The organism is Microbacterium altimontanum, assembly GCF_058349865.2.
In genome coordinates this window covers 489,991-507,873 of sequence record NZ_JBYRJB020000002.1, presented here as the reverse complement: position 1 = coordinate 507,873, position 17,883 = coordinate 489,991, and the positions used below count along the sequence as shown (strand labels likewise).

The following is a 17,883-nucleotide window of genomic DNA, read 5'->3' as shown; positions in this document are numbered from 1 at the left end:
CCAGCAATGCGCATGACACGAAAGATCCTCGGCGTCGCCGCGGCCGGTGTGGCCGTGGCCCTCGCCCTCACCGGATGCGCCGGCGGCGACTCCGGCTCGACCGGCAAGGCCGACAGCGCCTACAAGGACGTCATCGACGTGAACTTCGGCTACATCCCCGACTTCAACGGCACGAGCCTCCTGGCGATCGCCCAGGACCAGGGACTGTGGGAGAAGTACGGGCTCAAGGTCAGCCCGAAGAACTTCACGAACGGACCGCTGCAGATCCAGGCGCTCGGCACCGGCGACCTCGACTTCGGCTACATCGGCCCCGGCGCCTTCTGGCTGCCCGCATCGGGTCAGGCGAAGATCGTCGCGATGAACACCCTCGGACAGGCCGACCGCGTCGTGGCCGAGCCCGGGATCGACTCGATCGACGGGCTGCGCGGCAAGACCGTCGCGTTCCCCGAGGGCACCTCCGGCGACATGATCCTCACCCTCGCGCTGCAGAAAGCGGGGATGACGAAGAAGGACATCAAGGCCGTGCCGATGGAGCCCGCTGCGATCGTGGCCGCCCTCGCGTCGAAGAAGGTCGACGGCGCCGGCTTCTGGTACCCCGCCCTGGCGACGGTGAAGAAGCAGGTGCCCGACCTGGTGGAGCTCGCCAAGAACAGCGACTTCAAGGACACCGTCGCCTTCCCGACGGCCTTCGTCGCCGGCAACGACGTCGTCGCCAAGCAGCCCGAGAAGGTCGACCGCGTGCTCAAGGCGCTCCGCGAGGCCACCGCGTATCGTGCGGCCCACCCCGAGGAGGCGATCCAGCTGACCGCGAAGTTCTCGGCGCTCGACCCGGAGCAGGTGAAGGCCGACGCCGGCAACGTGCAGGTGCTCTCGCTCGACGAGCTCGACTCGCTCACGAAGGACGGAACCGTCGACAAGTGGCTGACCAGCATGGTCGACTACTTCGTCGGCGCCGGCAAGCTCCCGAAGGCCGTCGAGCCGTCGAGCTTCTACACCGGCGACCTGTTCCTGAAGGCCGGCGAGTAAGACCGAGATGCCGAGCAACATCCTCTTCCTGATGACCGATCAGCACCGGGCCGACACCCTCGGTGCGTACGGCAACGCGCTCGCCGCCACGCCCGCGCTCGACGAGCTGGCCCGCACGGGCACGCGCTTCGACCGCTGGTACACGCCGACGGCGATCTGCACGCCCGCCCGGGCGAGCCTGCTGACCGGTCAGGCCCCGTTCCGCCACCGCGTGCTCGCCAATCACGAGCGCAACGTCGGATATCTCGAAGACCTCGCGGACGGCACGTTCACGTTCGTCGAGGCCCTGCGAGAGAAGGGGTACAACACCGGACTGATCGGCAAGTGGCATGCCGGCACCGAGAAGAAGGCCGCCGACTTCGGCTTCGACGGCCCCGAGCTCGCGGGCTGGCACAACCCGGTCGACGATGAGGACTACCTCGGCTACCTCGCGGAGCGCGGCCTGCCGCCCTACGCGATCAGCGACCGCATCCGCGGCACGCTTCCCAATGGTGGGCCGGGCAACCTGCTGGCTGCCCGGCTCCACCAGCCGGTCGAGGCGACGTTCGAGCACTACCTCGCGACGCGCACGATCGAGATGCTCGAGCGGTACGCCGCCGACCTCGAGCGTGACGGCAAGCCGTTCTTCCTCGAACTGAACTTCTTCGGGCCGCACCTGCCGTACATCGTGCCCGACGAGTACTTCGACATGTTCGACCCGGCCGCCATCGAGCTGCCGAAGTCGATCGCCGAGACCTTCGAGGGTAAGCCGCCCGTGCAGCGCAACTACAGCGCGCACTGGACGTTCGACACCATGCCGATCGAGGTGACGCGCAAGCTCATCGCCGTGTACTGGGGGTATGTCGCGCTGATCGACCAGCAGATCGCCCGCGTGCTCGCGGCGCTCGGGCGGCTGGGCCTGGTCGACGACACGACGGTGTTCTTCACATGCGACCACGGCGAGTTCACCGGTGCTCATCGCCTGCACGACAAGGGTCCGGCGATGTACGAGGACATCTACCGCACGCCCGGCATCATCCGGGTGCCCGGTGCACCGGCCGGCCAGGTGCGCAGCGAGTTCGTGTCGCTGCTCGACGCCACGGCGACGATCCTGGAGCTGGCGGGCATCGACCCGGCACCGGCGGTCGATTCGCGCAGCCTGCTTCCGCTCGTCAACGGCGAGCAGCCCGAGTGGCCCGACGACATCGTGTGCGAGTTCCACGGGCACCACTTCCCCTACCCGCAGCGGATGCTCCGCGACGAGCGCTACAAGCTCGTCGTCAATCCCGACTCGGTCAACGAGCTCTACGACCTGCGGACCGATCCCGACGAGCTGCTCAACGTCTACGATCACCCGGAGATGGCGCCGGTGCGGGGGCGGATGATGCAGCGGCTCTACGGACTCCTGCGCGACCGCGGCGACAACTTCTACCACTGGATGACGACGATGTACGACGTCGGATCCGTCGATTACGACCCGACGCAGTCAGGACTCGACGAGACGACGTACCAGGGAGGTGAATCATCCCCCGCACGGACCGTCCCAACATCGTCCTGATCCTGACCGACGACCATGCGGCGCACGCGATCAGCGCCTACGGATCGGTCGTGAACAGCACTCCGCGCATCGACGAGCTCGCCGATCAGGGCGCGCTGGTGGAGAACTGCTTCGCCACGAACTCGCTGTGCTCGCCGAGTCGCGCATCGATCCTGACCGGGACGTACAGTCACATCAACGGCGTCACGACGCTCGTCACGCCGATCGACGCCGGCCAGCCGACGTTCGTGTCACAGCTGAAGGATGCGGGCTACCGCACGGCCGTCGTCGGCAAATGGCATATGGGCGACGGTGCTGGGCATGATCCGCAGGCGTTCGACTACTGGGACGTGCTGATCGAGCAGGGCGAGTACCACGACCCGCGATTCCTGAGCGCCGACGGCCTGCGGACGGTGGAAGGGTATGCCACCGACCTCATCACGGACCTCGGGCTCGATTGGCTGGAATCGCTGGGCGACGACGAGCCGTGGTGTCTGCTGCTGTGGCACAAGGCGCCGCATCGGCCGTGGCAGCCGGCCCCGCGGCATTCCGACCTGTATTCCGACCCGATCCCCGTGCCTGCCACGTGGAACGACGATTATGCGACGCGCACCTCGTCGGCGCGCCGCGCGGCCATGCGCATCGCGGAGCACCTCAACGCCGAAGACCTCAAACAGGATCCGCCGGCCGGCCTGTCCTATGAGCAGGAGGCGCTGTGGAAGTACCAGCGCTACATGGAGGACTACCTGCGGTGCGTCGCCGCCGTCGACGAGAGCGTCGGTCGGGTCATCGATCGGCTGCGCGATCGCGGCGAGTTCGACAGCACGCTGCTGATGTACGCGTCGGATCAGGGCTTCTTCCTGGGCGACCACGGCTGGTTCGACAAGCGGTTCATGTACGAGGAGTCGATCCGCATGCCGCTGCTCGTCAGCTACCCCGACCGCATCCCGGCCGGAGGTGTGCACGACGGGATCGTGACGAACGTCGACTTCGCGCGGACGATCCTCGATGCCGCCGGCGTCGAGGCGCATCCCCGCATGCAGGGCAGGAGCTTTCTGCCCGATCTGGCCGGGTCACCGGCATCCGACCCCGTCGACGGCTTCTACTACCGGTACTGGGAGCACGACGACGTCTTCCACAAGGCGCCCGCGCACTACGGCTATCGCACCCGCCGATACAAGATCATCTACTTCTACAACGACGGAATGGGTCTGCCCGGCACCGGCGACTTCACGTACCCGGGGGAGTGGGAGCTGTACGACCTCGAGGCCGATCCCGACGAGCTGCGGAACGTCGCGCACGAGGCGGCATACCGAGAGGTCTTCGACGACATGCGCGCACGGATGCGTCGTGCCCAGCTGCAGGCACAGGATGCGCCGCACCCGAACGAGGGCGGGCTCGGCGGCTGAGCGCTGCTCGGCGGCGGCCATCGGCCGCGCCTGATGCCATCCGCGAGACAATCGCCTCGTGCACAAGATCATCCTCGACTGCGATCCCGGCCATGACGACGCCATCGCGATTCTGCTCGCGGCCGGCAATCCCGAGATCGATCTGCTGGCGATCACGACCGTCGCCGGAAACCAGACGCTCGAGAAGGTGACGCGCAACGCGCTCGCCGTGTGCGCCGTCGCCGGCATCCAGGTGCCGATCGCGCGCGGAGCCGATCGTCCGCTCGTCGCGCCGCCGCGGGTCGCCGGCGACATCCACGGGGAGTCGGGGCTCGACGGGCCGGTGCTCCCCGAACCGACCTTCGACCTCGACGAGCGCCACGCGGTCCAACTGATCGTCGACACGGTCATGGCGCACGACCCCGGCGAGGTGACGCTCGTCGCGACCGGGCCGCTCACGAACATCGCCCTCGCCATGCGCACGGAGCCCGCGATCATCGATCGCGTCGCGCGCGTCATCGTGATGGGCGGCGCGTACACGCGCGGCAACACGACCCCGGTGGCCGAGTTCAACATGTCCGTCGACCCCGAGGCGGCGGAGGCAGTCTTCGACGGCGCGTGGGATGTCACGATGGTCGGCCTCGACCTCACGCATCAGGCGCTCGCTACCACCGAGCTGCGCGAGCGCGTGCGGGCCGTCGGCGGACCGGTGAGCGACTTCGTCCTCGCCATCTGGGAGTTCTTCGGCGAGCGGTACCGCACGGTGTTCGGCTTCGAGCATCCGCCGATCCATGACGCCTGCTGCGTCGCTGCGGTGATCGACCCCTCCGTCTTCACGACCGCCGCCGCCGAGGTGCACGTCGAGCTGCGCGGCCAGTACACGCGCGGCATGACCGTCGTCGACTTCGCCGACGTCCCCGCGATGCGCCACGGCACCGGATCGGACTACCGGACGGATGTCGCGCTGCAGCTCGACTGGGCCAAGTTCGCCGACATGGTGGTCGCCGCGGTCCAGCGGCTCAGCGCGAATTGAGTCGCGTGCTCGAGAGTCGGTGACTCAGCCCGAGATCCAGGCGAGCAGCTGAGGGAGCAGCGGCCCGAGACCGATCACCGTGGCGAGAAGCGCGGTCATGCCGAGTGACGCCCACGTCAGTCGCACGCGCCTCGCAGCGCGTACCTCACGTTGCAACGCCTCGAAACCGGTCAGATCCGCGGCCGTCGTGGCGGCTCCTGGCGCCCACGTCGTGGCGAGGGATGCGGCGGCTGCGATGCGTGCGCGGATCGACGGGTCGATTCGTTCCGGCTGCCGGCGTAGCCAGCGTACGAACTCCGTGTCGCGCAGGACGACCACATCGGCGGGGCGCTCCTTGATCGTCAGCTGTGCGGCGCCGGCGATCACGACAAGCGGTGTGACCGACGCATCCGCCCCCGTCGCTGCCGTGAGCAGGCGCGCCGCACGTTGTCCCTCGTATCGCGCGTTGCGGATGTGGTCCGCGCGCTGCCCGTTCACGAGCAACCGGTGGGCGCCGACCCACACCTTCGCGCCCTCGCCGTTCCTGGACGGGCCCGAGGCCGCCTGCCCGTCATCGCGCGTCGTCGTGCAGCAGCTGGAACATGTTGTGGTCGCGCCAGCGACCGTTGATCTTGAGGTAGCCGGGCGCGACGCCGAACTGAGTGAAGCCGTTCTTGCGCAGCACCGCCTGCGAGGCGAGGTTCTCGGGCACGGTCTCGGCCTGCACACGGTGCAGCTCGAGCCGCTCGAACGCGTACGCGGTCGCGAGTCCGACGGCCCGCGTCGCATGGCCCAGCTGGAGGCGGTCCGCTCGGATCCAATAGCTCATCGCGCACGACTGGAACGCTCCGCGCACGATGCCGTTCAGGGTGAGCGCGCCGAGCAGTTCGCCGCCGCCGGTGATGACGAACGGGGCGGAGCTGCCCGCCTCCAGGCTCGTGAGCGCTCCGCGTGCCCGCCGCTCCTGCTCCCGCTCGGTGAAGAAGCTCTCGGCGCGGGTCGGTTCCCACGGCTGCAGATGCTCACGGTTCCCGTGGAGCAGGGTGGTGAGCGCGGGGACATCCCCCAGCTCCAGGATCCGAAGCGACGTCATCGTGCCTTCTCTCGCGGTGCGGCCAGGACACATCGAATTCTCCCGGGCACATCGAACCGCCGCCAGTTCGACGTGCCGTCGAAGAAGTCATGCCACCTCAGCGGGCGCCCGGTGGCCCGGGGCAGCGGCAGACCGCCGAGCGGACTGACGCTACTCCTTCACGGCGCCGGCCGTCAGGCCCTCCACGATCCAGCGGCTCGCGAACGCGAACATCGCCATCGTCGGCAGGATCGCCAGCACGGCGGCCGCCGCCATCGGACCCCAGTCGATGTTGAACGTCGAGATGAAGCCGTTCAGCGCCGCCGGGATCGTCTTGTTCTGGTCGGAGTTGATGAGGATCACCGACAGGAACAGCTCGTTCCAGCAGTTCACGAAGTTGAAGATGAACGCCGCGATGATCCCCGGCATCATCACCGGAACCAGCACCCGGAACAGCGCGCCCAGGCGGGAGCATCCGTCCACCATCGCCGCCTCTTCCAACGCATCCGGCACGTTCTCGAAGAAGCCGCGCAGCATGATCGTGCAGAACGGGATGCACATCGCCACATACACGAGCATCAGCCCGAACCGGTTGTCGACCAGGCCGAGGTTCGCCATCATCGCGTACAGCGGGCCCAGGGCGATGAACGCCGGGATCATCTGCGTCACGAGGAACGCCACCAGGACCGCCCCGCTGCCGCGGAACTGGAACCGCGCCAGCACGTAGGCGCTCAGCAGCGCGATCACCGTCGCCGTGCCCGCCGCCACCACGGCCACGAGCGCCGAGTTGCCGAGGAACACCCCGAAGTTGTTCGTCTGGAACAGGCTCGCGTAGTTCTCCAGGCTCGGCTCGCCCGGCCAGTACTCGAGCGGGTACCGGTTGATCGACCCGGGCGCCTTGAACGACGTCACCAGGATCCAGTACAGCGGGAAGAACGTGATGACGAGCCAGACGGTCAGCCCGATCGCCTTGCCCACGCCGCCGGGCGTGAACCGCTTCGCACTGCGGCCGCGCAGCCGCGGCGGAACCGTCGCGACCATCGTCGCGGGAGCCGATGTCGTGGTCATTTCTTGTTCACCCGTCCCATCGCCATCAGGTAGAACGCGCAGAACACCAGCAGGAACGCCACCACGATCAGCCCGATCGCACTCGAGATGCCGTAGTTGCCCTGCTGCGTGAAGCGGATCATCCACGTCGTGATGATGTCGGTCTGGTTCGCCGGCCCGCCCCCGGTCATCGCCCAGATGAGATCCGGGAAGTTGAAGATCCAGATCACCCGCAGCAGCACCGTCAGGAACAGCGTCGTCGACACGTACGGGATGACGATCGAGAACAGCTGTCGCGCCTTGCCGGCGCCGTCGAGACTCGCCGCCTCGAGCACCTCATCCGGCACCGACTGCAGCGCCGCGAGGATCATGATCGCGAAGAACGTCACGCCGTACCAGACGTTCGCGATGATCACCGCGGTCATCGCCAGCGTCGGATCGGCCAGCCACGGGATCGGCTTCGAGATGATCCCGACGCCCATCAGCATGTTGTTGATCACGCCGAACTCGGCATTGAACATCCAGCGGAACAGCAGCCCGATGAGGAAGCCCGACACCGCCCACGGGTAGAACACCAGCGCCTGGTAGACGCCCCGGAACCGGAACCGCTTCTTCAGCCACAGCGCGAGGATGAACCCGATCACGAACTGCGGGACGATCGAGCACACCACCCACACCACGGTGTTCCACGCCACGGTCGGGAACACCGGATCCTGGAAGATCGTGACGAAGTTCTGCAGCCCGACCCACGGCGTCGACGTCAGATCCCAGACGTTCCAGTCGCGGAACGCCATCTGCGCGCCCTGCAGCATCGGGTAGTACGTGAACCACACGACGAACACGATCGCCGGCGCCATGAACGCCAGGAGCGTGAGCGCCGTGCGAGCGCGGAAGGTGCGCCGCCGGCCGGTGCCCACGGGGGAGCGCCGGCCGGCGGCGCGGCCCTCGGTGCGAACGGGGGAGATGACAGCCACGGTCGTCCTACTGCGCTGCCAGCTTCTCGGTCCAGTACTTGTCCCACGAGGCGAGCAGCTCGGTCGTGGTCATCTTGCCGAGCAGGACCCGCTGGATCTCCTGGTCGGACTTCTGGATCCACTCCGTCCACCAGCTCACGCCGCGCGGCTGCGTCACGTTGATGTACGTGTCAGGGCTGTCGGTCATCGTGACGTAGCTCTTCCACGGGCCCTCGGTGTAGAAGGAGTCCTTCGTGGCGGTCGTCGTGATCGGCACGAGGCTGTTGCCCTTCGCGAACTCCGTCGCGGGCTGGCCGGACGTGAGGAACTCGACGAGCTTCACCGCGGCATCCTTGTGCTTGCTCGACTGGGCCACGCCCCATCCGGCCGTCGCCAGCGGCTGCGCGGCCTTGCCCGTCGGCCCGACGAGCAGCGGCGCGGTCGACCACTGGTCGGCCTTCAGCGTCGTCGACTTCTCCACCGTGCTGATGACCTCGGGGTCCTGCAGCAGGAACGCGGTCGAGCCGTTCGTGAAGCCCTCCACCATCTCGGGATAGCCCCACGAGATCGCCGACGGCGGCGACGCCTTCTTGAACAGCTCGAAGTAGGTGTCGAGCGCGTCCTGCGCCTCGGGCGCCGAGAAGATCGTCTTCCCGTCCTTCAGCAGGAACGCGTTGCTCGTGTCGAGGTCGTCGGCGACGTACGCCTCGATCGCCGCGACGACGTTGCTGTTGGCGTTCTGGCCGCCGCGGAACGCGTAGCCGTACTGGTTCTTCTGCGGATCCTGGATGGCGCTCGCCTGCTTGAGCAGGTCGTCCCAGCTGTGCGGTGCGGCGTCGAACCCGGCCTGCTTCACGAGGTCGGTGCGGTAGAACAGCGACAGCCCGTAGAAGCCGTAGGGGATGAAGTACGAGTGCCCGCCCTGCTGGGCGACGGCCTTCGCGTTGTCGGTCAGGTCGCCCCATCCCGACCAGTCCTTCAGATCCGACGACATGTCGTAGATCCACTTGTTGTTCGTGAACGGGCCCACCGTGATGTCGCGGACCTCGAGCACGTCGATGCCGGTGCCCGACTGCAGCATCTGCTGGATCTTCTGGTCGGCCTGCTCGGTGGGCGGCGAGACCAGGTGCACCTTGATCTTCGGGTTGTCCTTCTGGAACTGGTCGAGAAGGCCCTGGATGAGCTTGGTGCGGGCCGGATTCGTGAGCGACTCGACCATCTGGAGGGTGACGGTGCCGTCGGCCGAGTCTCCCGACGAGCCGGAGCAGGCGGACAGCGCGAGGGCGGCGACCATGCCGGCCCCGACTGCCGCGACGATGCGGGTGCGCTTCATGAGCGGAACCTCGATTCTGTGTTGGGGGATTTCTGGGATGTCAGACGTGCCGGGCTCGGCGCGCCTGGGCCTTGCTGACGATGCGCGGAACGCATCGGTCGATGAACGCCGCGATGTCGTCGGGCGTCGTGTAGAGGTGCACCGACAGGCGGAAGTAGCCGATGCGGCGGAAGCTCGTGAACGCCGTCTCCACGGCGGCCTCGTCGAACATCTCCATGCGCAGGTCGTCGGCGTCTTCGCGTGTCACGCCCATGCCGTCGGGCAGACGGATGAGCCGCATCGACGGCACGGGCATCGCGACGTCGGTGAGCGCCGGCGCGTCGACGTACGGCTGGAACGCGTCCGCGAGCGCGGCGGCTCCGGCATCCGCCATCGCCTCCATCGCCGCCCGCGTGCGCTCCCAGCCGTACTCGCGCTCGATGAACTCGATCGCGTGCGGTGCGGCGATGTAGCTCGTCGCATCGATCGTGCCCTGCGTGTCGAAGCGCTCGGGGTACCGCTCGTTCGCGCCCCACGAGTCGATGAGCGGCCAGAGGTCGTCGCGGTCGGCGGCCGTGGTCGCGAGCACCGCCGCGCCACGCGGCGCGCACGGCCACTTGTGGAGGTTGCCGAACCACCAGTCGCCGCCGGCCTCGCCGACGGGGTCGGGGAGGAGGCCCGGCGCGTGCGCGCCGTCGACGAGGGTGCGGATGCCGTGGGCGGCGGCCTCGGCGGCGATCGCCGGCGTGGGGAACCGGCGCGCGGTGGGCGAGGTGATCTGGTCGACCACGATGAGGCGGGTGCGGTCGGTGCGCGCGGCGCGGAAGAGGGCGACGACGTCATCGGATGTCGCAGCCAGCGGGATCTCGACGGTGCGCAGGGACGCGCCGGTGCGCTGCGCGAGCCGCCGGGCGCCCATGGTGACGGCGCCGTAGCCGTGGTCGGTCACGAGGATCTCATCGCCGGGCTGGAGACGCAGGCTGTTGTAGACGACCGTGGCGGCCGCCGACGCGTTCGGAACGAAGACGAGGTCGCGCGCATCCGCCCCGACGAAGGGAGCGACGGAGCGTCGCGCCGCCTCCACGCGCTCGGCGATGCGCGGGAACCACCCGATCGGGTTCAGGTCGGCTTCGCGTCGGAGGAGGTCCTGCACGGCGACGACTTCGGTCGGCACCGCGCCGAACGACCCGTGGTTGAGGTGCACGACGGAAGGGTCGAGGGGCCACGCCGCTCGCGCGCTCTCGCCCGATGTCAGCGTGAGTGGCTCGAGCAGGACCGAAGGGGACATTGGGCTCCGTCGTAGGACAAGTGTGCATCGTCGCGGGTGTTTCGAGCGAGTGTAGCGCGAAACGCGGCCGAGTTGTCAAACAACTTGAGGTAACGTGTGGATGACGAAATGCTGTGACGGATGCCGCGGCATGCGAAGCTGCGGCCGGGTCCGGACGAGGGGACTGCGCTGACGGCGGATGCCGACCGGCTGCGCGAAGGGGCGACATGGGTGCGACGGACAATGCGCTGGAAGGCCTGCGCGCGCTCATCGCCGAGGGCGAGATCCCACCCGGGGCGAAGCTCCCGAGCGAGAACGAGCTGTGCGAGCGGCTGGGCGTCTCGCGCGGCTCGCTGCGCGAGGCGATCCGCACCCTGCAGGCGCTCGGCGTGGTGGAGACCCGCCACGGCTCTGGGACGTACATCAGCGCGCTCGGCGCGGCCGACATCATCGGCAAGCTGTCGCTGACGATCGGGCTGCTGCCGCTCGAGTCGGTGCTCGAGCTCTACGAGATCCGGCGGGTGCTGGAGTCGCATGCCGCATCGCTCGCGGCGGCGCGGGCCGACGCATCCGCCGTCGCCGACATGGAGGGGATGCTCGCGCACCTCGAGGAGATCCCGGCCGAGGTGTCGTGGTCGGACGAGGACCACGAGTTCCACATGCGCATCGCGACGCTCGCCGGCAACCCGGCGCTCACGTCGCTGACCGAGGTGCTGCGGGCACGGTCGCGGGCCTACGGGATGTTCGAGACGGAGGACGCGCAGGAGATCAAGCGCGTGTCGGATGCCGGGCACCGCGCGATCCTCGCCGGGATCGCCGCGCGCGACCCCGCCGCCGCGTCGGGGGCCGCCGCGTCGCACGTCGCGCAGACGGAGCTGTGGCTGCGGAAGAACCGCCCGCGCCCCCGTCTCGCGGGCGAGTAGGCGGCCCCGCCGCCCACCACCCGCCCGCCGCGTGTGAGGTGGCACAAGTGGTCGGAATACCCGCCCCCAAAGCCGCCACTTCTGCCACCTCACGGGGACTGCGGGGTGGGCATCGCGAGCGTGGCCCTCGTGGGCGCGGGGTATCCGGCGTAGGGTGCGGCTGGAAGCCGTGCACGGGTGCGGTCGAGAGGAGAGCCATGAGCACGCGTTCCCGGATGTCGCTGCGAGACGTCCCCACGAGACTGGCCACCGGGGCCTACATCCTGCACTCCGGCATCACGAAGCTGAAGGCCGGGCCGGAGCAGATCCAGGGGCTCTACGGTGCGGCCACTGGGGCGTATCCGATGCTGAAGCGACTGCCGGCCGACCGGTTCGTCCGGTCGCTCGCGGCCAGCGAGATCGCCGTGGGCTCGCTGCTGCTGCTCCCGTTCATCCCGGCGGCCGTCGCCGGCGCTGTTCTCACGATGTTCTCGTCTGGACTGGTCGGGATGTACCTGCGCACGCCGGCGCTGCGCAATCCGGGAAGCATCTGGCCGAGCAAGAACGGCGTCGCCATCAGCAAGGACTCGTGGATGCTGGCGATCGGGCTCGGGATGCTGGTCGGCGCCGCGGAGAAGCCGGGGGACTGACCCAAGCCCGCCTCTACGTGAGGCAAACCCTGCTTTACGTCAGGCGTCTGAGGGCGCTGCCCTTGTGCGCGGCGATGTGGTCGGTCTTGTCGCTCTTGATCTCGTAGTGCGGGTCGTCTTCGCTCGCCCGGTGCGTGTGCCCCTTGTAGTCGAAGTCGCGGGTGTGGACCTTCGTGATCCGCCCGCTGACGTGGCCGGCCTCGGAATTCCAGGTCACGTGATCGCCGACCTTGAAGTGGTCCGTCATCGTTCCCTCCTTCGCTACGCGCTCCCGCGGTCGTCTCTCGCCGGTGGCGCGCTGATGGGGCAAGCCTAGAAGTGCGTGAGGGCGGTGTGTCACCTCCTGGCCACTATCTCGAAGTCGAGCGAAAACCACATAAAGCAACTCTTGTGTAATGTTGGAATGAGTTGTAATGTGTGGGAAACCACAGGAGGTGCGGATGTACGCGACGGAGCGGCAGGAGCTCATCGAACGGCTGCTGACAGACGAGGGACGCGTCGGCGTCCACGATCTGGCTCGCCGCTTCGACGTCACCACCGAGACCGTCCGTCGCGACCTCGACGCGCTCGAACGCGCCGGCGCCCTCCGCCGCGTGCACGGCGGCGCCGTGCCGGCCGAGCGCCACAGCACGGTGGAAGCGCCGGTCCGCGAGCGCGCGCACCGGCGCACTCAGGCCAAGACGGCGATCGCCGCGCGCGCCCTCGACGTCCTCACCGACGGCTTCCGCGGCTCGCTCTTCCTCGACGCAGGCACCACCACCGCCGCCGTCGCCGAGCTCCTCGGCGCGCGCCTCGCCGCGATCGGCGGCACCGCCGACGTCGTCACCCACTCGCTCACCCTCGCCCCCACCCTCGCCGCTGCCGACGACATCACGCTCACCGTCGTCGGTGGCCGGGTCCGCGGCGTCACCGCTGCGGCCGTCGGCGCGGGCACCGTCCGCGCGATCAGCGTCCTGCGCCCCGACGTCGTGTTCGTCGGCGCCAACGGCGTCTCGGCCGACTTCGGCCTCAGTACCCCCGACCCCGAGGAGGCCGCCGTCAAGGAGGCCATCGTCCGCGCCGCCCGCCGCGTGGTCGTCGTCGCCGACGCGAGCAAGTTCGGCGACGAATCGCTCGTGCGCTTCGCCTCCCTCGACGACATCGACGTCCTCGTGACCGACGCCGCGCCCACCGGCGAACTCGCCGCTGCGCTCGACCGCGCCGAGGTGGAGGTGTGGGTCGCATGATCGTCACCGTCACCGCCAACCCGTCGCTCGATCGGACGATCGTGCTGACCGCTCCGCTGCGCGCCGGAGCGGTGCAGGCCGCCGCATCCGCCCGAGAAGACGCGGGAGGAAAGGGCATCAACGTCGCACGCGTGCTCGCGGCCGCCGGCGCCCCCGCCCTCGCCGTGCTGCCGCTCGCCGACGACGACCCCTACCGCGCGTCGCTCGCCGCCGACCACCTCGCGATCAGCGCCGTGCCGGTCACCGGCCACTGCCGTGCGAACGTCGCGATCACCGATCCCGACGGCGTCACCACCAAGCTCAACCTGCGCGGCGCGTCGCCCTCGGCCGCCGAGCTCGATGCCCTCGCGGCCGCGATCGTCGACGCCGCGGAGGGCGCGCACTGGCTCGTGCTCGCCGGGTCGCTCCCGCCCGACGTTCCCGACGACTTCTACGCCGCCGTCATCCGTGCCGTCCGCGACCGCTGGGGCGCCGCCGCTCCCCGCATCGCGGTCGACGCCTCGGGAGCGGCGCTCGCCGCCGCCGTCGCCGACGCCCGTCCCGACCTCATCAAGCCCAACGACGACGAGCTCGCCGAACTCACCGGCACGGCGGCGACCGACGCCACGGACGACCTCGCCCTGCACGCCGCACGCCTCGCCCGCACCCTCGTCCCTGCCCGCGCTGGGGCGGCCCTGGTCACGCTCGGCGGCCGCGGAGCCGTGCTCGTCGACGCCGATGCCGCCTACGCCGCCGTGCCGCCCGCGATCCGGGTGCGCAGCACCGTCGGCGCCGGCGACAGCTCCCTCGCGGGCTACCTGCTCGCCGAGACCGCGGGCCACAGCCCCGCCGCGTGCCTTGCCGCGGCCGTCCGGCACGGGTCGGCCGCGGCATCCCTGCCCGGAACCATGGCACCCCATCCCCACGATCTCTCCGCCGCTGACATCCCCGTCACGCGGATCACCCTCTGAAACAGCGACCGACGGAGGTCACCATGTCGCACACCATCACTCCACCGCTCGTCAGCCTCGACGTGGATCTCGGCGCCGACAAGGCCGCCGTGATCCGCGCCCTCGCCCAGCGCGTCGTCGCGCAGGGCCGCGCGACCGACGCCGAAGCGCTCTTCGGCGACGCGTGGGCGCGCGAGCAGAAGGACGAGACCGGCCTGCCCGGCGGAATCGCGATCCCGCACGCGAAGAGCCCGGCCGTCACCGAGCCGTCGCTCGCGTTCGCGCGGCTGAAGCCGGGCGTCGAGTTCGGGGCCGACGACGGCCCGGCCGATCTCGTCTTCCTCATCGCTGCGCCGGCCGACGCCGCCGAGGCGCACCTCGCCGTGCTGTCGAAGCTCGCGCGCAGCCTCATGCAGGACGACTTCACCGGCGGACTTCGTGCTGCGCATACGGCGGATGACGTCGTGCACATCGTGCGGGTCGCGATCGGCGAGGAAGAGGCGACGGATACGCCGGCCGCCGAAGCGACCGCGGCGGATGCGTCCGCCCCGGGTGGAGCGAGGGATGCGTCGGCCGCCGGTGCGACTGATGCGCCCGCCCGGGGTGGAGCGGCGGATGCGTCCGCCGCCGGTGGCGTGACGAATGCTGCAGCACTCGCGGGCGCGGGTGGATCGTCAAATGCTGCAGCACTCGCGGCTGCGGACGGCGGAGCCGGCGCCAGCGACTGCGTAGGCGCCGGAGCGGCCGCCGGAGCGGAAGCGGCCGCCGGAGCGGGAACGGCCGCCGGACCGGGAGCGACCGCCGACGCGGCCGCCGGACCGGGAGCGACCGCGTCGGCCGCGGCATCCGGCGACCGCGCGCGCATCGTCGCGGTGACCGCCTGCGCGACGGGCATCGCCCACACCTTCATGGCGGCCGACGCGCTCACGGCGGCGGGCAAGAAGACCGGTGTCGACCTCGTCGTCGAGCCGCAGGGCTCGAGCGGCTACAAGGCGCTGCCCGACGACGTGATCGCTGCCGCCGACGCGGTGATCTTCGCCGTCGACGTCGACGTGCGGGAGCCGCAGCGGTTCGCCGGCAAGCCCGTCGTGCGGGCGTCGGTGAAGGCGGGCATCGAGCACCCCGAGCAGCTCATCGACGAGGCGGTGGCCGCCGCATCCGACCCGCACGCGGAACGCGTGACCGGTGCCGCCGCGACCTCCACCGCCGCGGCCCCGCCGGCGGAGTCGGGAGGAGCGCGCATCAAGCGCATCCTGCTCACCGGCGTCAGCTACATGATCCCGTTCGTCGCGGGCGGCGGCCTGCTCATGGCGATCGGCTTCCTGCTCGCCGGGTACGGCATCGCGCTGACCCACGGTGACGACGGCGTGAGCAACGCGGTCTACACGCTGCAGCACTACGCATTGTGGAACCTGCCCGACCAGGGGCTCATCTACTACCTCGGCGCGATCGCATTCCAGATCGGGAATATCAGCATGGGCTTCCTCGTGCCCGCGCTCGCCGGCTACATCGCCTTCGCGATCGCCGATCGGCCCGGCATCGCCCCCGGATTCGTCGCCGGATCGGTCGCCGTGTTCATGAACGCCGGCTTCATCGGCGGTCTGGTGGGCGGTCTCATCGCCGGCTACGCGGCCTACCTCATCGGCAAGCCCACCGTGCCGCGCTGGCTGCGCGGTCTGATGCCGGTCGTGATCATCCCGCTGCTCGCGTCGGCGATCGCATCGGGTCTGATGCTGCTCATCCTCGGCGCGCCCATCGCGTGGCTGATGGGGCAGATGACGACGTTCCTCAACGGTCTCAGCGGCGCCGGCGCGATCGGGCTCGGCATCATCCTGGGACTCATGATGTGCTTCGACCTCGGCGGACCGGTCAACAAGACCGCCTACGCGTTCGCGGTCGCGGGCCTCGCGGCCCAGACGCCGGCGAGCTTCCACATCATGGCCGCCGTGATGTGCGCGGGGATGGTGCCGCCGCTCGGCATGGCGCTCGCCTCGACGGTGCTCTACCGCCGCGGCTTCACCACGGTGGAGCGCGAGAACGGCGCTGCCGCCTGGCTGCTCGGCGCATCGTTCATCTCAGAGGGCGCGATCCCGTTCGCCGCGGCCGACCCGCTGCGGGTGATCCCGGCGAACCTCGTCGGCGGCGCCGTCACCGGCGCACTGTGCATGGCGTTCGGCGTCGCATCCCGCGCGCCGCATGGCGGCATCTTCGTGTTCTTCGCGATCGACCCGATCTGGGGCTTCCTCGTGGCGCTCATCGCCGGGACGATCGTCACTGCGCTGGTCCTCGTAGCGCTCAAGCGCTTCGTCGGACGGCAGGTAACGGAGGTCGAGCCGGCCGCGAGCCGGGTCGCAGTGCCCGCTTGACGCATCCATCGCCACTACTCGTTGAGACATCCAACCGAAGGAGAGAACCATGGCACAGCGCCAGGCCACCGTCGCGAGCAGCTCCGGGCTGCACGCCCGCCCCGCGAAGTTGTTCGTGAAGGCCGTTCAGGAGACCGGGATCCCGGTCACGATCTCGGTCGACGGAGGACCGCAGCTCAACGCCGGCAGCATCCTGTCGCTCATGGGTCTCGGCGCCTCGCAGGGCACCGTGGTCACGCTGACCTCGGACGCCGAGGGCGCGGATGCCGCTCTCGACCGGCTCGTCGAGCTGCTCGAGACCGACCTCGACGCCGAGTAAGCGGACTCCCGTCGCGCGCGTGCGTTCGCGGTGAAGTGGCAGAAGTGGCGGTTATCCCGACGAGGATAGCCGCCACTTCTGCCACCTCACGAGGTGGGACGGGGGCCGGACGGTCGTGACCCGGCGGAAGGGTCAGGCTGCGCGGCGGCCCTCGGCGGCGTCGGCGAGCAGGCGGACCGCGTGGGTCACGGTGTCGTCGAGCACCTGCGAGGGGTCGCCCTCGAGGTGGAGCAGGACGTGCCCGGTGCCGTCGGCGGTCGCCCACCCGATGTAGACGGTGCCCGGGTCGTGGTCGCCCTCGGGCTCCGGTCCACCGATCCCGGTGGTCGAGACCGCGATATCGGCCGACATGAGCGAGCGGACGCCCTTCGCGAGCTGCTCCGCGCATTCCGGTGAGCACGGGTCGATGCCGGGCTCCAGACCGAGCAGCGACTCCTTCACGTCGGTGAGGTAGGCCACGACGCCGCCGGCGAACCACGACGACGCATCCTCGCCCTCGCCGACCCTGCTCGCGAGCAGGCCACTCGTGAGCGATTCGGCGACCGCCACGCGCATCCCGTCGTCTGACGCTGCCTTCGCCAGTCGCTCGATATCGTCCAACCCGGGCTCCTCTCGCCGATGGTCTCATCATGGCGCGCACGCGCAGGCCGAGGTATGGGTTGACAACGACGACGGGACGGATGCGTCAGGTTCACCGGCACCAACTCAAGCTGGACTGGGCGTCGCCCATGTGCGTTCCCCGAGATTCGGCGGGAGCCGCACCGTCGCACCGGCGCTCAGCCTGAGTTGTTGCCGTCAGTCGCGGCTGAGTCAGCGTGTGCCGCAGCATGCAGCGTCACACGAGTGCGCCCGCGGTTGCAGCGAGCCGCCGCGGGGCGGAGGCGAGTCGTCGCGGGTG

The 17,883-nt window shown here is 69.6% G+C and carries 18 protein-coding genes; 10 read left to right on the top strand and 8 right to left on the bottom strand.

Features of this window, described 5'->3' with window-relative positions:
• Positions 1-12: 12 nt before the first annotated feature.
• The 4 genes from AC3RX1_RS04655 to AC3RX1_RS04640 are packed head-to-tail and all read left to right on the top strand — an operon-like array spanning position 13 to position 4,963.
• On the top strand, positions 13-1,026 hold the full coding sequence (locus AC3RX1_RS04655; protein WP_491500074.1) for an aliphatic sulfonate ABC transporter substrate-binding protein: 1,014 nt from the start codon (positions 13-15) through the stop codon (positions 1,024-1,026).
• A 7-nt stretch (positions 1,027-1,033) separates the two neighbouring features.
• A complete protein-coding gene (locus AC3RX1_RS04650) occupies positions 1,034-2,563 on the top strand; it encodes a sulfatase family protein (protein WP_491500073.1) in 1,530 nt (509 codons plus the stop codon).
• Positions 2,527-3,951, top strand: coding sequence for a sulfatase family protein (locus tag AC3RX1_RS04645; protein WP_491500094.1), 1,425 nt, complete (start codon positions 2,527-2,529; stop codon positions 3,949-3,951). The genes AC3RX1_RS04650 and AC3RX1_RS04645 overlap by 37 nt, the downstream gene beginning before the upstream one ends.
• Before the next feature lie 58 nt (positions 3,952-4,009).
• Positions 4,010-4,963, top strand: a complete 954-nt coding sequence (locus tag AC3RX1_RS04640) for a nucleoside hydrolase (protein WP_491500072.1) — start codon at positions 4,010-4,012, stop codon at positions 4,961-4,963.
• A 24-nt stretch (positions 4,964-4,987) separates the two neighbouring features.
• Here AC3RX1_RS04640 and AC3RX1_RS04635 read toward each other — a convergent pair whose 3' ends face one another.
• The 6 genes from AC3RX1_RS04635 to AC3RX1_RS04610 all read right to left on the bottom strand — a co-directional run bounded on the left by AC3RX1_RS04635 (position 4,988) and on the right by AC3RX1_RS04610 (position 10,614).
• Entirely contained in the window at positions 4,988-5,440 is a 453-nt protein-coding gene (locus AC3RX1_RS04635) for a hypothetical protein (protein ID WP_498239113.1), read from the bottom strand.
• A 73-nt stretch (positions 5,441-5,513) separates the two neighbouring features.
• Positions 5,514-6,035, bottom strand: a complete 522-nt coding sequence (locus tag AC3RX1_RS04630; RefSeq protein WP_491500070.1) for a GNAT family N-acetyltransferase — start codon at positions 6,033-6,035, stop codon at positions 5,514-5,516.
• Between the two features lie 150 nt (positions 6,036-6,185).
• Positions 6,186-7,082, bottom strand: a complete 897-nt coding sequence (locus AC3RX1_RS04625) for a carbohydrate ABC transporter permease (protein WP_491500069.1) — start codon at positions 7,080-7,082, stop codon at positions 6,186-6,188.
• On the bottom strand, positions 7,079-8,035 hold the full coding sequence (locus AC3RX1_RS04620) for a carbohydrate ABC transporter permease (protein ID WP_491500068.1): 957 nt from the start codon (positions 8,033-8,035) through the stop codon (positions 7,079-7,081). The genes AC3RX1_RS04625 and AC3RX1_RS04620 overlap by 4 nt, the downstream gene beginning before the upstream one ends.
• Positions 8,036-8,042: 7 nt before the next feature.
• Positions 8,043-9,347 (bottom strand): ABC transporter substrate-binding protein, encoded by a 1,305-nt coding sequence (locus tag AC3RX1_RS04615; protein WP_491500067.1) that lies wholly within the window; start codon positions 9,345-9,347, stop codon positions 8,043-8,045.
• A gap of 40 nt (positions 9,348-9,387) precedes the next feature.
• Positions 9,388-10,614: an aminotransferase class V-fold PLP-dependent enzyme gene (locus AC3RX1_RS04610; protein WP_491500066.1), complete on the bottom strand. Its 1,227-nt coding sequence runs from the start codon at positions 10,612-10,614 to the stop codon at positions 9,388-9,390.
• Between the two features lie 206 nt (positions 10,615-10,820).
• Between AC3RX1_RS04610 and AC3RX1_RS04605 the strand changes: the two genes are divergently transcribed.
• Together AC3RX1_RS04605 and AC3RX1_RS04600 are read left to right on the top strand one after the other, a co-directional pair.
• Positions 10,821-11,516 (top strand): FadR/GntR family transcriptional regulator, encoded by a 696-nt coding sequence (locus AC3RX1_RS04605; RefSeq protein ID WP_491500065.1) that lies wholly within the window; start codon positions 10,821-10,823, stop codon positions 11,514-11,516.
• A 197-nt stretch (positions 11,517-11,713) separates the two neighbouring features.
• Positions 11,714-12,145 carry a hypothetical protein gene (locus AC3RX1_RS04600; protein WP_491500064.1) on the top strand — a complete coding sequence of 144 codons (432 nt, stop codon included), beginning with the start codon at positions 11,714-11,716 and terminating at the stop codon, positions 12,143-12,145.
• Between the two features lie 34 nt (positions 12,146-12,179).
• On the opposite strand, the gene AC3RX1_RS04595 is transcribed toward AC3RX1_RS04600, so the two are convergent.
• Positions 12,180-12,392, bottom strand: a complete 213-nt coding sequence (locus AC3RX1_RS04595; RefSeq protein WP_491500063.1) for a hypervirulence associated TUDOR domain-containing protein — start codon at positions 12,390-12,392, stop codon at positions 12,180-12,182.
• Between the two features lie 193 nt (positions 12,393-12,585).
• On the opposite strand from AC3RX1_RS04595, the gene AC3RX1_RS04590 reads away from it, so the two are divergent.
• The 4 genes from AC3RX1_RS04590 to AC3RX1_RS04575 are packed head-to-tail and all read left to right on the top strand — an operon-like array spanning position 12,586 to position 16,985.
• Positions 12,586-13,371 (top strand): DeoR/GlpR family DNA-binding transcription regulator, encoded by a 786-nt coding sequence (locus tag AC3RX1_RS04590; protein ID WP_491500062.1) that lies wholly within the window; start codon positions 12,586-12,588, stop codon positions 13,369-13,371.
• Positions 13,368-14,321 (top strand): hexose kinase, encoded by a 954-nt coding sequence (locus AC3RX1_RS04585; protein WP_491500061.1) that lies wholly within the window; start codon positions 13,368-13,370, stop codon positions 14,319-14,321. Before AC3RX1_RS04590 ends, AC3RX1_RS04585 begins: the two co-directional genes overlap by 4 nt.
• A gap of 23 nt (positions 14,322-14,344) precedes the next feature.
• Positions 14,345-16,666, top strand: coding sequence for a PTS fructose transporter subunit IIABC (locus tag AC3RX1_RS04580; RefSeq protein ID WP_491500060.1), 2,322 nt, complete (start codon positions 14,345-14,347; stop codon positions 16,664-16,666).
• A 49-nt stretch (positions 16,667-16,715) separates the two neighbouring features.
• The gene (locus AC3RX1_RS04575; RefSeq protein WP_491500059.1) at positions 16,716-16,985 is read left to right on the top strand and encodes an HPr family phosphocarrier protein; all 270 of its coding nucleotides are present in this window, start codon (positions 16,716-16,718) and stop codon (positions 16,983-16,985) included.
• A 132-nt stretch (positions 16,986-17,117) separates the two neighbouring features.
• On the opposite strand, the gene AC3RX1_RS04570 is transcribed toward AC3RX1_RS04575, so the two are convergent.
• The gene (locus tag AC3RX1_RS04570) at positions 17,118-17,585 is read right to left on the bottom strand and encodes a CinA family protein (protein ID WP_491500058.1); all 468 of its coding nucleotides are present in this window, start codon (positions 17,583-17,585) and stop codon (positions 17,118-17,120) included.
• Positions 17,586-17,883 lie beyond the last annotated feature (298 nt).

Bases quoted from the DNA above. Each gene is read 5' to 3' on its own strand.
- AC3RX1_RS04655 (WP_491500074.1), top strand. From the start codon at position 13: ATGACACGAAAGATCCTCGGCGTCGCCGCGGCCGGTGTGGCCGTGGCC.
- AC3RX1_RS04650 (WP_491500073.1), top strand. From the start codon at position 1,034: ATGCCGAGCAACATCCTCTTCCTGATGACCGATCAGCACCGGGCCGAC.
- AC3RX1_RS04630 (WP_491500070.1), bottom strand. From the start codon at position 6,035: ATGACGTCGCTTCGGATCCTGGAGCTGGGGGATGTCCCCGCGCTCACC.
- AC3RX1_RS04625 (WP_491500069.1), bottom strand. From the start codon at position 7,082: ATGACCACGACATCGGCTCCCGCGACGATGGTCGCGACGGTTCCGCCG.
- AC3RX1_RS04615 (WP_491500067.1), bottom strand. From the start codon at position 9,347: ATGAAGCGCACCCGCATCGTCGCGGCAGTCGGGGCCGGCATGGTCGCC.
- AC3RX1_RS04610 (WP_491500066.1), bottom strand. From the start codon at position 10,614: ATGTCCCCTTCGGTCCTGCTCGAGCCACTCACGCTGACATCGGGCGAG.
- AC3RX1_RS04605 (WP_491500065.1), top strand. From the start codon at position 10,821: ATGGGTGCGACGGACAATGCGCTGGAAGGCCTGCGCGCGCTCATCGCC.
- AC3RX1_RS04600 (WP_491500064.1), top strand. From the start codon at position 11,714: ATGAGCACGCGTTCCCGGATGTCGCTGCGAGACGTCCCCACGAGACTG.
- AC3RX1_RS04595 (WP_491500063.1), bottom strand. From the start codon at position 12,392: ATGACGGACCACTTCAAGGTCGGCGATCACGTGACCTGGAATTCCGAG.
- AC3RX1_RS04590 (WP_491500062.1), top strand. From the start codon at position 12,586: ATGTACGCGACGGAGCGGCAGGAGCTCATCGAACGGCTGCTGACAGAC.
- AC3RX1_RS04585 (WP_491500061.1), top strand. From the start codon at position 13,368: ATGATCGTCACCGTCACCGCCAACCCGTCGCTCGATCGGACGATCGTG.
- AC3RX1_RS04580 (WP_491500060.1), top strand. From the start codon at position 14,345: ATGTCGCACACCATCACTCCACCGCTCGTCAGCCTCGACGTGGATCTC.
- AC3RX1_RS04575 (WP_491500059.1), top strand. From the start codon at position 16,716: ATGGCACAGCGCCAGGCCACCGTCGCGAGCAGCTCCGGGCTGCACGCC.